The 14,680-nt window shown below is 73.4% G+C and carries 15 protein-coding genes; 6 read left to right on the top strand and 9 right to left on the bottom strand.

Annotation, left to right across the window (positions count from 1 at the left end; translation table 11 throughout):
- Nucleotides 1–82: 82 nt before the first annotated feature.
- Entirely contained in the window at nucleotides 83–355 is a 273-nt protein-coding gene (locus tag EDD33_RS04055) for a DUF2277 domain-containing protein (RefSeq protein WP_123392996.1), read from the top strand.
- On the top strand, nucleotides 348–1,205 hold the full coding sequence (locus EDD33_RS04050) for an NAD-dependent protein deacetylase (protein WP_123389211.1): 858 nt from the start codon (nucleotides 348–350) through the stop codon (nucleotides 1,203–1,205). Before EDD33_RS04055 ends, EDD33_RS04050 begins: the two co-directional genes overlap by 8 nt.
- Here the strand turns inward: EDD33_RS04050 and EDD33_RS04045 are convergent.
- Both EDD33_RS04045 and EDD33_RS04040 read right to left on the bottom strand, forming a co-directional pair.
- The gene (locus EDD33_RS04045) at nucleotides 1,192–1,896 is read right to left on the bottom strand and encodes an iron-dependent transcriptional repressor DtxR (protein ID WP_123389210.1); all 705 of its coding nucleotides are present in this window, start codon (nucleotides 1,894–1,896) and stop codon (nucleotides 1,192–1,194) included. The two genes, EDD33_RS04050 and EDD33_RS04045, sit on opposite strands and share 14 nt — an antisense overlap.
- A gap of 79 nt (nucleotides 1,897–1,975) precedes the next feature.
- A complete protein-coding gene (locus tag EDD33_RS04040; RefSeq protein WP_123389209.1) occupies nucleotides 1,976–2,416 on the bottom strand; it encodes a MarR family winged helix-turn-helix transcriptional regulator in 441 nt (146 codons plus the stop codon).
- Nucleotides 2,417–2,699: 283 nt separating this feature from the next.
- Here EDD33_RS04040 and EDD33_RS04035 point away from each other — a divergent pair, with 283 nt between their 5' ends.
- Nucleotides 2,700–3,083 (top strand): hypothetical protein, encoded by a 384-nt coding sequence (locus EDD33_RS04035; RefSeq protein WP_123389208.1) that lies wholly within the window; start codon nucleotides 2,700–2,702, stop codon nucleotides 3,081–3,083.
- 6 nt (nucleotides 3,084–3,089) lie between these two features.
- Here EDD33_RS04035 and EDD33_RS04030 read toward each other — a convergent pair whose 3' ends face one another.
- The 4 genes from EDD33_RS04030 to pdxH are packed head-to-tail and all read right to left on the bottom strand — an operon-like array spanning nucleotide 3,090 to nucleotide 8,174.
- A complete protein-coding gene (locus EDD33_RS04030) occupies nucleotides 3,090–5,099 on the bottom strand; it encodes an ABC transporter ATP-binding protein (protein ID WP_123389207.1) in 2,010 nt (669 codons plus the stop codon).
- Nucleotides 5,096–6,829: an ABC transporter ATP-binding protein gene (locus EDD33_RS04025; RefSeq protein WP_123389206.1), complete on the bottom strand. Its 1,734-nt coding sequence runs from the start codon at nucleotides 6,827–6,829 to the stop codon at nucleotides 5,096–5,098. The genes EDD33_RS04030 and EDD33_RS04025 overlap by 4 nt, the downstream gene beginning before the upstream one ends.
- A complete protein-coding gene (locus EDD33_RS04020; protein WP_148076925.1) occupies nucleotides 6,829–7,452 on the bottom strand; it encodes a TetR/AcrR family transcriptional regulator in 624 nt (207 codons plus the stop codon). Before EDD33_RS04020 ends, EDD33_RS04025 begins: the two co-directional genes overlap by 1 nt.
- Before the next feature lie 56 nt (nucleotides 7,453–7,508).
- Nucleotides 7,509–8,174 carry a pyridoxamine 5'-phosphate oxidase gene (gene pdxH, locus EDD33_RS04015; RefSeq protein ID WP_123389204.1) on the bottom strand — a complete coding sequence of 222 codons (666 nt, stop codon included), beginning with the start codon at nucleotides 8,172–8,174 and terminating at the stop codon, nucleotides 7,509–7,511.
- A gap of 82 nt (nucleotides 8,175–8,256) precedes the next feature.
- Between pdxH and EDD33_RS04010 the strand changes: the two genes are divergently transcribed.
- A complete protein-coding gene (locus tag EDD33_RS04010; protein WP_123392994.1) occupies nucleotides 8,257–9,387 on the top strand; it encodes a citrate synthase 2 in 1,131 nt (376 codons plus the stop codon).
- Between the two features lie 89 nt (nucleotides 9,388–9,476).
- Here the strand turns inward: EDD33_RS04010 and EDD33_RS04005 are convergent, their stop codons facing one another.
- Nucleotides 9,477–10,073 (bottom strand): VldE C-terminal domain-containing protein, encoded by a 597-nt coding sequence (locus tag EDD33_RS04005; protein WP_123389203.1) that lies wholly within the window; start codon nucleotides 10,071–10,073, stop codon nucleotides 9,477–9,479.
- 116 nt (nucleotides 10,074–10,189) lie between these two features.
- Between EDD33_RS04005 and EDD33_RS04000 the strand changes: the two genes are divergently transcribed.
- Nucleotides 10,190–11,275, top strand: a complete 1,086-nt coding sequence (locus EDD33_RS04000; RefSeq protein WP_123392992.1) for an NAD(P)-dependent alcohol dehydrogenase — start codon at nucleotides 10,190–10,192, stop codon at nucleotides 11,273–11,275.
- A gap of 141 nt (nucleotides 11,276–11,416) precedes the next feature.
- Here EDD33_RS04000 and EDD33_RS20245 read toward each other — a convergent pair whose 3' ends face one another.
- Complete coding sequence (locus EDD33_RS20245) at nucleotides 11,417–12,472, bottom strand: GNAT family N-acetyltransferase (RefSeq protein ID WP_211332404.1); 1,056 nt, start codon at nucleotides 12,470–12,472, stop codon at nucleotides 11,417–11,419.
- Nucleotides 12,473–12,490: 18 nt separating this feature from the next.
- Between EDD33_RS20245 and serC the strand changes: the two genes are divergently transcribed.
- Nucleotides 12,491–13,597, top strand: coding sequence for a phosphoserine transaminase (gene serC / locus EDD33_RS03990; protein WP_123389202.1), 1,107 nt, complete (start codon nucleotides 12,491–12,493; stop codon nucleotides 13,595–13,597).
- On the opposite strand, the gene EDD33_RS03985 is transcribed toward serC, so the two are convergent.
- On the bottom strand, nucleotides 13,594–14,481 hold the full coding sequence (locus EDD33_RS03985) for a hypothetical protein (protein ID WP_123389201.1): 888 nt from the start codon (nucleotides 14,479–14,481) through the stop codon (nucleotides 13,594–13,596). The genes serC and EDD33_RS03985 overlap by 4 nt on opposite strands.
- Nucleotides 14,482–14,680 lie beyond the last annotated feature (199 nt).

Raw genomic sequence — 14,680 nt, 5'->3', positions numbered from 1 at the left:
TCTCCTGGGCTGGGGGTGCGGGTGGGTCGGGCCGCCATCCTGTCCCATGCGCGACGGCCGGGTGCGACGTACCCTCGGTGGCATGTGCCGCAACATCCGCACCCTGCACAACTTCGAGCCCCCGGCCACCCACGACGAGGTGCACGCTGCAGCCGTGCAGTACGTCCGCAAGATCAGTGGGTCGACCCGCCCCTCACAGGCCAACCAGGCCGCGTTCGACGCGGCGATCGCCGAGGTCGAGGCCGCGACGCGTCGCCTGCTCGACGGGCTGAGCACGCCGGCGCCCCCGAAGAACCGCGAGGAGGAGGCCACCAAGGCGCGCGCCCGGGCCGAGGTGCGCTACGCCCGTGGCTGACCGCGCGCCCGCCTCCGCGGAGCTGCTCGACCTGCTCGGCCCGCGCGCGGTCGTGCTCACCGGTGCGGGGCTCTCCACCGACTCCGGCATCCCCGACTACCGCGGTCCGGGGGCGCCGGTGCGACGCCCGATGACCTACCAGGAGTTCGTGGCCACGCCCGCCAGCCAGCAGCGCTACTGGGCCCGCGCCCACGTCGGGTGGTCGCGGATGGGCTCGGCCGAGCCCAACGCCGGCCACCGTGCGCTGGTGCGGCTCGAGGCCGCCGGCCGGGTGCCGCTGCTGATCACCCAGAACGTCGACGGCCTCCACGAGCGCGCCGGCCAGCAGCAGCTGGTCGCGCTGCACGGGCGGGTCAGCGAGGTGGTCTGCCTCGACTGCCGCCGCACCTCCGGACGTACGCCGCTCCAGCGCCGCCTCGCGGCACTCAACCCCGGGTGGGCCGAGGCCCACGCCGACGTGGCCGCCCGACCCGACGGCGACGTCGCCCTGGAGGAGACCCGCGACTTCGTGGTGCCCGACTGCGAGGCGTGCGGCGGCCGGCTCAAGCCCCACGTGGTGTTCTTCGGCGAGAACGTGCCCAAGGACCGGGTGGCCCGCTGCTACGCCGCCGTCGACGAGGCGAGCTCGCTGCTGGTCGTCGGGTCCTCGTTGACGGTGATGTCCGGGCTGCGCTTCGTGCGCCACGCCGCGAAGGCGGGCACGCCGGTCGTGCTGGTCAACCGGGGCGCCACCCGCGGGGACGACCTGGCCACCCTCAAGCTCGAGACCGGCTGCAGCGACTGGCTCACCGGCCTGGCCGACCTGGCCGACGCGGCCGAGCAGGCGCGCGGGGCGCTCAGACCCGCGTGACCTCGCCGGCGACGGTCACGAAGATGTGGTCGGCGGCCTCCGGGAGGATCTCGGCGGTCTCGCCCGAGGAGCCGAGCAGGACGCCCTCGGCGGTCGCGACCGCGGCCACGACGGCCCCGGGCAGCGCACCGACGCGGCGCAGGGCGGTCATCAGCGACTCGTCCTTCTGCATCTCCTCGCTGATCCGGCGCACCCGCACCCGCAGCGACTCGGTGCCGGCGACGTCGGTCAGCGACTCGACGCCGTCGCGGAACTGCTCACCGGCCGGGGTCTCCCCCAGCTCGGCCAGGCCGGGGATGGGGTTGCCGTAGGGCGACTCGGTCGGGTGGTCGAGCAGCTCGAGGAGCCGACGCTCGACGGTCTCGCTCATCACGTGCTCCCAGCGGCACGCCTCCTCGTGGACCAGCTCCCAGTCGAGCCCGATCACGTCGGTCAGCAGCCGCTCGGCGAGACGGTGCTTGCGCATCACCCGGGTCGCCAGGCTGCGTCCCTCCTCGGTGAGCTGGAGGTGGCGGTCGCCCTCGACGGTCAGCAGCCCGTCGCGCTCCATCCGGGCCACGGTCTGGCTGACGGTCGGCCCGCTCTGGTGCAGCCGCTCGGCGATCCGGGCGCGCAGCGGGACGATGCCCTCCTCGTCGAGCTCGTAGATGGTGCGGAGGTACATCTCCGTGGTGTCGATCAGGTCGCTCACGTGCCCATCCTCTCCCATCGGCGCAGCGGACGTCGCCGCCGGCGGCTGAGCAGCCGGTCAGCAGCGGGTCAGCAGCCGGTCAGCCCCGTTCGAGGGCGGCGTTGTAGCGCGACATGACCGCGACGAACCCCCGCAGGTCGGCATCCGACCAGTCGTGCAGCTTCTCGAGGACCTCGAGCCGTCGCTGGGCGGCGACGGCCTCGAGCCGCTCGCGTCCCAGTGCCGTGATCTCGAGGATCGCGGCCCGGCGGTCGTCGGGGTCGGGGGTGCGCTCGATCAGGCCCAGCTCGAGCAGTGTCTGCACCTGGCGGCTGACGGCGCCCTTGTCGATGGCGAACAGCTCCACCAGGGCGCTCGCACGCTGGGCGCCGCCGTCGTGCAGGGCCATGAGCATGGAGTACGCCACGGGCGCCAGCTCGGGGTGCACCAGGCGTGCCCGTTCGGCGATCCTCCGGCGCAGCCGACGGATCAGCACGCTCATCTCGTGCTCCAGCGCCAGGATGGTCTCGTCGTCGGCCATGGGCGCACCCTACAAAAGCAGGCGACCCGCAGACGTGGCCGAGGGTTCGGCCGCTCCGGGGGACGTGTTCCCGGATCGTCTGCGGGTCGGGTGACTGCTTGGAATTCACCAGCGCGCTCACGCGGCTGGGCGGTGCGCTGCTAGTGGGCAGCCACCTCACGCGTCCTCGAAGAACTCATTCCTCGGACCACCTCCTTTCCCGTGTCTCACCAGCGTAGGACGCGAGGCCCGTCCCTTCAACGGAGTTGTGTCTGCGCCCCGGGCGGTGGGGTACGTCGCTCGCATGAGCGAGCAGCCGGACGAGGACCAGAGCACCGACCAGACCACCGACCAGACCGCGGACCAGGGCGGTGAGCCCGGCGAGGTGACCGACTCCCAGCTGCCCGAGGACCTGCAGCCCGGAGAGGACAACCCCTTGGCCACGCACCCCGACCAGACCGGCAACGAGGACGACCAGATCGGCGCCGACCGCGAGGAGGCCCCCGAGACGGCCCCCCTCACTGCCGACCAGGCCGACTACGGCTCCGGCGCCGGCGGCAGCGGCTCCGGCAACGGCACCGACGGCGGGGCGAGCTCGGGCGGCGACGGCACCGGCGACGGCCGCGTCGGCTCCGAGGAGGACGACGGCTCCGACACCCTCGACAACGGTGGCGGCGGCGCGGGCTAGACCCGGCTAGACCCCGGCCCCGCTGAACTGCGCGGCGTGCAGGCGGGCGTAGGCCCCGCCGGCGGCGAGCAGCTCCTCGTGGGTGCCCTGCTCCACGATGGCGCCGGCCTCCATCACCAGGATGAGGTCGGCGTCGCGGATCGTGGAGAGCCGGTGCGCGATCACGAAGGACGTGCGGTCGCTGCGCAGCGCCCGCATCGCCTGCTGCAGCAGCAGCTCGGTGCGGGTGTCGACCGACGAGGTCGCCTCGTCGAGGATCAGCAGCGCCGGGTCGGAGAGGAACGCGCGGGCGATCGTCACCAGCTGACGCTCCCCCGCCGACAGGTTGGACCCGTCCTCGTCGACCAGGGTGTCGTAGCCGTCGGGCAGCGAGTGCACGAACCGGTCGACGAAGGTGGCCCGGGCCGCCTCCAGCACCTGCGCCGGCGTGGCGTCGGGGTTGCCGTAGGCGATGTTGTCGCGGATGGTGCCGGCGAAGAGCCAGGTGTCCTGCAGCACCATCCCGGTCTGCCGTCGCAGCACCGCCCGGGGCACGGCGGAGACGTCGACGCCGTCGAGCGTGATCCGCCCGGCGTCGACCTCGTAGAACCGCATCACCAGGTTGACCAGCGTCGTCTTGCCGGCTCCCGTCGGGCCCACGATCGCGACCGTCTCCCCCGGCCGGGCGACCAGCGACAGGTCCTGCACCAGCGGTCGGGCCGGGTCGTAGGAGAAGTCGACGTGCTCGAACCGCACCTCGCCGCGGCGTACGTCGGAGGGGACCGGGCCGGTGCCGGCCGCCGACGGCTCGGGGTCGGGTGTCTGCTCCGGCGCGTCGAGCAGCTCGAAGACGCGCTCGGCGGAGGCGACGCCGGACTGCAGCAGGTTGGCCATCGAGGCGACCTGGGTGAGGGGCTGGGTGAACTGCCGGGAGTACTGGATGAACGCCTGCACGTCGCCCAGCGACAGCGACCCGCTCGCCACGCGCAGCCCGCCGACCACGGCGATGACGACGTAGTTGAGGTTGCCGACGAACATCATGATCGGCATGATCAGGCCGCTGACGAACTGCGCCCCGAAGCTGGCGCGGTAGAGCTCGTCGTTCTCCTCGGCGAAGACCTCCTCGGCCTCGCGACGGCGCCCGAAGACCGTGACCAGGGCGTGCCCGGAGAACGACTCCTCGATGTGGGCGTTGAGCCGTCCCGTACGCCGCCACTGGGTCACGAAGAGCCCCTGCGAGCGGCCCATCACGACCTTGGCGACCAGCATCGAGACCGGCACCGAGACCAGCGCGACCATGGCCAGCAGCGGCGAGATCCAGAACATCAGCGAGATCACGGCCAGCACCGTCAGCAGCGACGTGAGCAGCTGGCTCATGGTCTGCTGCAGGGTCTGGCTGACGTTGTCGATGTCATTGGTGACCCGGCTGAGCAGCTCGCCGCGGGCCTGCGTGTCGACGAAGGCCAGCGGCAGCGCGTTGACCTTGTCCTCGACCTCGGCGCGCAGCCGCAGCACGGTCCCCTGCACCACGTCGTTGAGCAGGTAGCCCTGGACGAAGGCCAGCAGCGCGGCCACGAGGTAGACCGCGAGCACGAGCAGCAGCACCCGCCCGACCGCGTCGAAGTCGACGCCCCGTCCGGGCACGAGGTCCATCGAGCCCACCATCGAGGCGAGCTGGTCCTCGCCGCGCGACCGCAGCTCGGCCACGGCCTGGGCCCGGGTCAGGCCCTCCGGGAGCCGCCCGCCGAGCAGGCCGGAGAAGATCAGGTCGGTGGCCCGGCCCAGCAGCCAGGGGCCGAGCGCGGTCAGGCCGACGCTGAGGACCGCGAGGACGACGACGAGGATCGCCCTGGTGCGCTCGGGCGCCATCCGGCCGACCAGCCGGCGGGCCGAGGGTCCGAAGCTGGACGCCTTCTGCCCGACCATGCCGCCGCCGAAGGGCCCGCGGCCCGGGCCGCCCCCGCTGGGCTGGATGCGCTCGGTCTCCTGCAGCCGCCCGGCGGGGCCGTCGACGTCGGCCGCCTCGTGGTCGCTCATGCCACTGCCTCCGCACCGAGCTGGGAGGAGACGATCTCCTGGTAGGTCGGGCAGTCCCGGAGCAGCTCGTCGTGGGTGCCGCGGCCGACCACGGCGCCGTCCTCGACCACGAGGACGACGTCGGCGTCACGGATGCTGGAGACCCGCTGGGCCACCACGAGCATCGTGGCCTCGCGCGTCACCGGTCGCAGCGCGGCCCGCAGCCGGGCGTCGGTGGCGAGGTCGAGGGCGCTGAAGGAGTCGTCGAAGAGGTAGATGCGCGGCCGTCGCACCAGGGCGCGGGCGATCGAGAGCCGCTGGCGCTGGCCGCCGCTGAGGTTGGTGCCGCCCTGCGAGACCGGGGCGTCCAGGCCCTCCGGCAGCGCCTCCACGAAGTCGCGGGCCTGGGCGGTGTCCAGCGCCTCCCACAGCTCGGCCTCGGTGGCGTCGGGTCGGCCGTAGGCGAGGTTGGAGCGCACGGTGCCGGAGAACAGCCACGCCTGCTGGGGCACCAGCCCGATCTCGGCGTGCAGCAGGTCGGGGTCGAGGCGGCGTACGTCGACCCCGCCGACCAGCACCCGACCCTCGGTGGCGTCGACCAGCCGCGGCACCAGCCCGACCATCGTGGTCTTGCCGGCCCCGGTCGAGCCGATCATCGCCACCACCTGGCCCGGGTGGGCCTCGAACGAGACGTCGCGGACCACCGGCTCCGCTGCTCCGGGATAGCGGAAGCCGACGTGCTCGAACCGCAGCGTGCCGGGCTCGGTGAGCTCGCGCACGGGGTCGGCCGGGGGCACCACGGACGACTCGGTGTCGAGCACCTCCATGATCCGGTCGGCGCACACGGCCGAGCGCGGCACCATCATCAGCATGAAGGTGCCCATCATCACCGACATCAGGATCTGCATCAGGTAGGCGAGGTAGGCCGTCAGCGCCCCCACCTGCATCTGGCCGTCCTCGACCCGGTGGCCGCCGAACCACAGCACCGCGACCGAGGAGACGTTGGCGACGAGCATCACCGCGGGGAACATCGCGGCCAGCCAGCGGCCCGCCCGGACCGAGACGTCGGTGAGGTCGCGGTTGGCGGTGGCGAAGCGCTGCGTCTCGTAGGGCTCGCGGACGAACGCCCGCACCACGCGCACGCCGGTGATCTGCTCGCGCAGCAGCCGGTTGACCTCGTCGATGCGCTCCTGCATCGCACGGAAGCTCGGCACCATCTGCCGGATGACCAGGCCGATCACCAGCACCAGCACGGGCACCGCGACGGCGAGCAGCCAGGACAGCCCGAGGTCCTCGCGCATCGCCATCACCACGCCGCCGACCATCATGATCGGCGCGGTCACCATGAGCGTGCAGCTCATCAGCACCAGCATCTGCACCTGCTGCACGTCGTTGGTCTCGCGGGTGATCAGCGACGGCGCGCCGAAGCGGGTCACCTCCCGTTGCGAGAAGCTGCCCACGCGGTGGAAGATCTCGCGGCGCACGTCGCGCCCGAAGCTCATCGCGGTCCGCGCCGAGAACCACACAGCGGCGACCGAGCAGACCACCTGGAGCAGCGCCACCCCGAGCATCACCCCACCCGTGCGCACGACGTACGCCGTGTCGCCGACCGCCACGCCCCGGTCGATGACGTCGGCGTTGAGGCTGGGCAGGTAGAGCGCCGCCATGGTGCCCACCAGCTGCAGCAGCACGACGGCGCCCAGCCACGTGGCGTAGGGGCGCAGCCGGGTGCGCACGAGCCGCAGCAGCATCAGGCCCCGCCCACGTCGACCCGGGCCTCGCGCCGGGCGAGCCCGTCCAGCAGCAGCTGCGTGACCACCTCGGGGGTCAGCGGGGACGGGGTGGGCATCCCCGGGCTGTGGGCGCCGAGCATGAGGGCCCGGAACGCCGTCGCGGCGACGAGCGGGGACACCGCCAGCTCGTCGGCGGAGAGCTCGAAGACGCGGGTGAGCCGGTCCATCAGCGCCTCGTTGGCCTCGACCAGGAAGCGGGGCGGGCTGAGCCCGGGACCGCGGTGGGAGGCCTGCTCCATCAGCGGGCGCATCACCATCAAGGTGGCGTGCACCTCGCGCATCCGGGCCTGCGAGCGCTCGGCCAGCGCCAGCAGCCGGGTGGCCAGGCCCGGCAGCGCCGCCATCTGCTCGACGAGGTGGTCGGCCGAGTCGGGCGGGCGCAGCACCTCCTCGAGCACGGCGTGCAGCAGCGCGTCCTTGTCCTCGAAGACGCGGTAGATGGTGCCCTCGGCGACACCGGCCGCCTGCGCGATCTCGCGGGTGCTGGGCATCCGGCCGTGCTCGAGCACCAGGGGCGCCACGGCGGTCACGATGGCCGCCCGTCGCTCGTCGGGGGCCATCGGCGTCGCGCGGGGAGTCACCCGTCGAGACTAGGTGAGTGAGTGCTCACTCACAAGGCTCGGTGGCGTCCCAGCCGTCAGGGGGCGAGGCGCTCGAGCGTCCAGCCCTCCCCCGGCGACCGGCGGTAGACCAGCCGGTCGTGCATCCGGCCCGACCGGCCCTGCCACAGCTCGACCACCTCCGGGGCGACGCGGTAGCCGCCCCAGTGCGGCGGCACGGGCACGTCCTGGCCCTCGAAGCGGGCCTCGGCCGCGGCGTACCGCTCGTCGAGCTCGGCCCGCGAGGCGACGGGGTCGCTCTGCGGCGAGGCCCAGGCGCCGAGCTGGGAGCCGCGGGGCCGCTGGGCGAAGTACGCCGCGCTCTCGGCCGGCGGGACCCGCTCGACGGCGCCCTCGACACGGACCTGGCGCTGCAGGTCGTGCCAGGGGAACAGCAGCGCCGCCCGGCCCGAGGACTCGAGCTCGCGACCCTTGCGGGAGTCGTAGTTGGTGTAGAACACGAAGCCCGTGTCGTCGAGCCCCTTCAGCAGGACGGTGCGCGCGGCCGGGAGGCCGTCGGCGCCGACGGTGGCCACGACGACGGCGTTGGGCTCGTGGAGCCCGGCCTCGACCGCCTCGTCGAGCCAGCGGCGCACGGCGGCGACCGGGTCGGCGGGCAGGTCCTCGGGCTCGATGCCGGTGTCGCCGTACTCCTGGCGCAGCGCGGCGAGCCGGTCCGCTGCAGGGTCCTGCGGGGTCGTCATGACCCGACCCTAGGCCGGGTCGCGAGCACCGCGGTGGACGGTCCTGCTGACCGAACCGGCCAGTAGGTGCACAATGCGTCGCATGACTGAGGTGCACCACGGGCTCGAGGGCGTCGTCGCCTTCGAGACCCAGATCGCGGAACCCGACAAGGAAGGCTCGGCGCTGCGCTACCGCGGCGTCGACATCGAGGAGATCGTCGGGAGGATCCCGTTCGAGAAGGTCTGGGGGCTGCTCATCGACGGCGCCTACGACCCCGGGCTGCCGCCGGCCGAGCCCTACAACCTGCCCATCCACACCGGTGACGTGCGCGCCGACGTGCAGGCCGGCGTCGCGATGCTCGCGCCGATGCTGGGGATGAAGCAGACCTACGACATCAGCGACGAGCAGGCGCGCACCGACCTGTCGCGGATCGCGGTGATGGTGCTGTCCTACGCCGCCCAGTCCGCGCGCGGCATCGGCCAGCCCATCGTCCCGCAGAGCGAGGTCGACACCGGCACCACGCTGGCGGAGAAGTTCCTGATCCGCTGGAAGGGCGAGGCCGACCCCAAGCACGTCAAGGCGATCGACGCCTACTGGAGCTCCGCGGCCGAGCACGGCATGAACGCCTCCACCTTCACCGCGCGCGTCATCACCTCCACCGGTGCCGACGTCGCGGCCGCGTTCTCCGGCGCCATCGGCGCCATGAGCGGTCCGCTGCACGGCGGTGCCCCGGCCCGCGTGCTGACGATGATCGAGGACGTCGAGAAGAGCGGCGACGCGACGGCGTACGTCAAGAAGCTGCTCGACGACGGTGAGCGGCTGATGGGCTTCGGCCACCGCGTCTACCGCGCCGAGGACCCGCGCGCCCGCGTGCTGCGACGCACGGCCAAGGAGCTCAACGCGCCGCGCTACGAGGTCGCCGAGCAGCTGGAGCAGGCCGCCCTGGCCGAGCTGCGCGAGCGGCGTCCCGACCGCGTGCTGGAGACCAACGTGGAGTTCTGGGCGGCCATCGTCCTGGACTTCGCCGAGGTGCCGGCACCGATGTTCACCTCGATGTTCACCTGTGCGCGCACCGGTGGCTGGTCGGCGCACATCCTGGAGCAGAAGACGACCGGCCGACTCATCCGCCCCTCGGCGATCTACGCCGGTCCGGGCGAGCGTGCCGCCAGCTCGATCGAGGGCTGGAACGAGGCCTGGGGCGACACCTCGGCCGACGAGGAGCTCGTCGTCTGACCCACGGTCCGGCCCGCCCCACGGCCGGACCGCCCGAGGTCGGTGCTCGCCGCCCGTCCCCCTGTCCGGGAGACGGGCGGCGGTGCTCCCTAGCGGGCTCGGGCGACGCGCCCGACGTACCAGCTCGTGCGACCCGCCCCGCCCGCCTTGGACAGCGAGACGTGCACGTGGTCACGGTGCCGCAGCGTCGCCGAGCACCGCGAGAGCGGCTTGCCCCGGCACGAGCTGCTGACGTAGGCCGTCGCCGCGAACTGGCGGTAGGAGGCATACATCCTGTCGTTCCAGATGACGTACATGACGCCCATCCGGCGGGCCAGCTCGGCGCGCTCGCCGCTGGGGCCGGTGGCGAACAGCGCCGTCAGGTAGCGCTGCGCCCTGGCGCGGTCGCCGGCCTTGCGGGCGTCGAGGGTCCAGTCGAAGGCCCGCCCCTCCTTGTGCTCCGAGAGCGACCCGCCGCAGGCGCGCGAGATGCCGCCGGCGCGACCGCCGTAGGCCGCGACCGCCCACCTCTGCGCGGCGATCGTGCCGGGCTTGGCCTTGGGCGAGCAGGTCGTCTGCGGCTCGTAGCGGGCGTAGGACTCGACCGGCGGCGGCGTCGTCGTGGTCGGCGGGGGTGCCGGGTCGGCGGCCTGGGCGCCGGGCGCGGCCAGGACGAGCAGCAGTGCGGCCGACAGGGCGGCGAGCACGGGAGCGACGGTACGGCGCATGGTGACCTCCAGGGGGTCCCACCACGGTAAGAACATGATGTCCGTTTTGTCTGTTGTTCACGCATACTCGTCGCCGAACGGGGCACGTGTACGTCATGAGTGAAACGTCTACTACTTCCACCGGCGGTCACACCGCCCACGCCCTGGTCACCCAGGGCGCCTCCCAGTCCTTCGAGCGCAGCACCATCGAGCGCCGCGCCCCCCGCGCCCACGACGTCGTCATCGACATCAAGTTCGCCGGCATCTGCCACTCCGACATCCACCAGGGTCGCGAGGAGTGGGGCCCGGCCCTGTTCCCGATGGTCCCCGGCCACGAGATCGCCGGCATCGTCGCCGAGGTCGGCTCCGAGGTCAGCAAGTACTCCGTCGGCGACCGCGTCGGCGTCGGCTGCTTCGTCGACTCCTGCCGCGAGTGCGAGAACTGCAAGGCGGGCGACGAGCAGTACTGCCTCAAGGGCGAGGTCCCGACGTACAACGGCAAGGAGTACGACGGCGAGCCCACCTTCGGTGGCTACAGCACCTCGATCGTCGTCGACGAGAACTACGTGCTCGGCATCCCCGAGGGCGTCGAGCTCGACGTCGCCGCCCCCCTGCTGTGCGCCGGCATCACGCTCTACTCCCCGCTGCACCACTGGGAGGCCGGCCCCGGCAAGAAGGTCGCCATCATCGGCATGGGCGGCCTGGGCCACATGGGCGTCAAGATCGCCGCGGCGCTCGGCGCCGAGGTCACCGTCCTCTCGCAGACCACCTCCAAGGAGGAGGACGGCAAGCGGTTCGGCGCGCACCACTACTACGCCACCAAGGAGGAGGAGACCTTCGAGAAGCTCGCGGGTCACTTCGACCTGATCGTCAACACGGTCTCCGCCGACCTGCCGATCGACAAGTACCTCGGCCTGCTCGGCCTCAACGGCACCCTGGTGCACGTCGGCATCCCCGAGGGCGACAGCTCCTACCAGGCGTTCTCGCTCGCCGGCATGCGCCGCAGCATGGCCGGCTCCAAGATCGGCGGCATCCGCGAGACCCAGGAGATGCTCGACTTCTGCGCCAAGCACGGCCTGGGCGCCGAGGTCGAGGTCATCGGTGTCGACGACGTCGACAAGGCCTGGGACCGCGTCGTCGACTCCGACGTGCGCTACCGGTTCGTCATCGACACCTCGACGTTCGGGGCCGGGGCGGCCTGAGCCGTGGGGGCAGTTTCACCGGCTAGCCGGTGAAACTGCCCGCCGATGTCCGGCATGTCCGGTCTCGCGGGCAGTATCGCCCTACCCAGCGCCCGCTTCGTCCCTCCGGGGACGGAGCGGGCGTTCGTCGTACGCCGGGCCTCAGCCCACCCGACCGACGACGAGGTAGCGCTCGTCGGTCGTCGGCCCGCCCCACAGCGCCGGGTCGTCGAGCAGCCGTGCGCCGAGCGACGGGGCGACCGCGCGGACCAGCTCGACGCACTCGGCCATCGCCAGCCCGGAGCCGGTGTGCCAGCGCCCCTCGACGAGCACCAGCCGGCCGCCCGGCACGAGCAGCGAGACCCAGCGACGCAGTGCGGTCGCGGGGTCGGGGAGGGCCCAGAGGACGTGCCGGCACAGCACCACGTCGTACGACGCGGCGTCGAGCGGCGGGTCCGCGGCGTCGCCGGTGCGGGCGTCCACCCCGGCCGCGAGCGCCCGCTCGACCATCGCCGGAGCGAAGTCGACGCCGGTGACGGCGTACCCCTCGGCGGCCAGCAGCGCGCTCAGCGTGCCGGTGCCGCAGCCGAGGTCGGCCACCCGCGCCGGCGCCGGCGGGAGCGCCCCCAGCAGCAGCGTGCGCCAGGCCTCCCGCACGGCCGGGTCGCGCAGCCCGTGGTCGGGCTCGTCGTCGAAGGTCGGGGCCGCGGCGTCCCAGGCGGCCCGCTCCCCCAGCGGCCGGGCGTAGCAGCGCGACAGCGGCGCGTCGGCGTAGAAGCCGAAGCCGGGGATCTCGCGGTAGCCGCTGGACTCGTAGAGCGCGATCGCCTCCGGCTGCTTCTCGCCGGTCTCCAGCACCATCACCTCGGCGCCGGCCTCGTGCGCGGTGCGCTCGAGGTGGGCGAGCACCGCCCTGGCCAGGCCGCGGCCGCGGGCGCCCTCGACGACGTACATCCGCTTGATCTCGGCCGTGGCGGTGGTCCCGGCGTACGCCACGTCGGTGCGGCGCCGCCACGCGCCGGTCGCGACGGGCTCGCCGTCGAGGTAGCCGACGAAGAACGAGCCGAGCGGCGGCTCGAAGTACGACGCGTCCAGCGGGGTCAGGTCGGGACCGCCGTAGCGGACGACGTACTCCTGCTGCACCTCCTCGACCAGCCGCTGCGAGTCGGGGTGGGTGAAGCTGCGACGGACGACCTCGAAGCCGGGCACGGGGCACACCGCTGACACACTAGGACCGTGGTCGACCTCGTCATCCCCCAGGACCTGCTGCCCGCCGACGGACGGTTCGGCTCGGGCCCCTCCAAGGTCCCCGACGGCGCGCTGGACCGGCTCGCCGCCTCCGGCCGCACCCTGATGGGCACCTCCCACCGCCAGGCGCCGGTGCGCGCCCTGGTCGGCCGGGTCCGCGAGGGGCTCGGGGCGTTGCTGGGGCTGCCCGACGGCTACGAGGTGGTCCTCGGCAACGGCGGGTCGACGGTGTTCTGGGACGTCGCGACCTTCGGGCTCGTACGCCGCCGCAGCCAGCACCTCGTCTTCGGCGAGTTCAGCCAGAAGTTCGCCGACGCCACCGCGGCCGCCCCGTTCCTCGACCAGCCCGACGTCGTCCGGGCCGACCCGGGCTCGCTCGCGACCCCCCACGAGGCCGACGTCGACGCCTACGCCTGGCCCCACAACGAGACCTCCACCGGCGTGATGGCGCCCGTGCGCCGCGTCGCCGACGACGGCTCGCTCGTCCTGGTCGACGCCACCTCCGGCGCCGGTGGGCTGCCCGTCGACCTCGCCGAGACCGACGTCTACTACCTCGCCCCGCAGAAGGGCCTCGCCGCCGACGGCGGCCTGTGGCTGGCCACCTTCTCCCCCGCCGCGATCGACCGGGCCGCCGAGCTCGCCGGGGAGCGCTGGGTCCCGGCCTCGCTCGACCTGCCGACCGCGATCGAGAACTCCCGCAAGGACCAGACCTACAACACCCCCGCCATCGCCACGCTGTTCCTGGTCGCCGAGCAGCTGGAGTGGATGCTCGCCCAGGGCGGGCTGGAGGCGATGGTGGCGCGCACGACGGCGTCGTCGGAGGCGCTCTACGGCTGGGCCGAGGCCTCGTCGTACGCCGCCCCGTTCGTCGCCGACCCGGCCCACCGCAGCCTGGTCGTCGGCACCGTCGACCTCGACGACTCCGTCGACGCCGCCGTGGTCTCGGCGGTGCTGCGCGCCCACGGCGTCGTCGACACCGAGCCCTACCGCAAGCTCGGGCGCAACCAACTGCGGATCGCGATGTTCCCCGCAGTCGACCCCGCCGACGTCGCGGCCCTCACGCGCTGCGTCGACCACGTGGTCGAGCGGCTCTAGCGTCCTCCGGGCCGCGCGCGGCGGCGCTGCACCAGCCAGGTGACGGCCGCCAGCCCGACACCGCCCAGCAGCAGCCCGGTTCCGAGGGCGAGCCGGTCGACGCCGTCGTCCCGGGTCGCGCTCGTGGGGTTCGGGACCGGATTCGGGCTCGCGCTCGGGCTCGGGCTCACGCTCGGCTGCGGGACCGCGGCCGGGTCGGCCGTCGCCGAGGCCGGCAGCTGCCGGACCGGCTCGCCTGCGCCCTCGCTCGCGACCCGCACCCTGCCGCCCGGGCCGACGGACAGCGCCTCGCCCTGCGGCTGCTCGGGCAGCGGGACGCGGCGTACGGGCTCCCAGGAGGGCCAGGCGTAGAGGCCGGCCTCGGCGTACCCCCGCACCAGCACCCGCGTGGGTGACAGCAGCGCCGCGTCGGTGGCCAGCGCCTCACCGACGGTCGCGACCTGCTCGAGCCGGTTGGGCCCGGTCGCGTCGAGCCGGGCCGGGGCCCGCATCACGGCCCCACCCGCGAAGGCCTTGGTGACCACCACCAGCCGGCCGTCGGGGTCGACGAGCAGCGACTCCGCGTCGACCGGACCGTCGGGGTAGGTCAGCTCGTACGACGCCACCGCCCCGCCGTCGAGCGGCACCCGGGTCACGGTGACCGACTCCCGCACGCCGCGGTTGTCGCCGACGTCCCCGACCCACACCGCGCCCTCCGACCGGTCGCCCGCGGGGGCGAGCGCCTCGACGTCGACGGCGGGAGCGGCGTACTCCCTCACCGCGACGGTGCGTCCCGACCCGTCGAGGACGAACAGCCGCGCGGCGTCGCCGGAGTCGTTGGTGAGCACCGTGCGCGACCCGAGGTCGACCATCCCGCTCACCTCGTCGATCCGCTCGTCCTGCACCCGGAAGACCTCCCGCGGCCCGGTGTCGGCGGCGGCGCCCGGCGCGGCGACGGCGGCGAGGACGGCGAGGAGGACGACCGCTGCGACGGTCGCCGTGCCGGCGGTCTCCCCGGTTCGCCTGGGAAACTGCCACTGAGCCGGGGATGCAGCTCCGGCCCAGTGACGGGTTTCCGAGCGACCTCGGGAAGCCGCGCGCCGC

This window comes from Nocardioides aurantiacus (genome assembly GCF_003752505.1).
In the GTDB taxonomy this organism is placed as follows: domain Bacteria; phylum Actinomycetota; class Actinomycetes; order Propionibacteriales; family Nocardioidaceae; genus Marmoricola; species Marmoricola aurantiacus.
The sequence above is the reverse complement of the archived record's forward strand: the minus strand, read 5'-3'. Positions and strand labels throughout refer to the sequence as shown.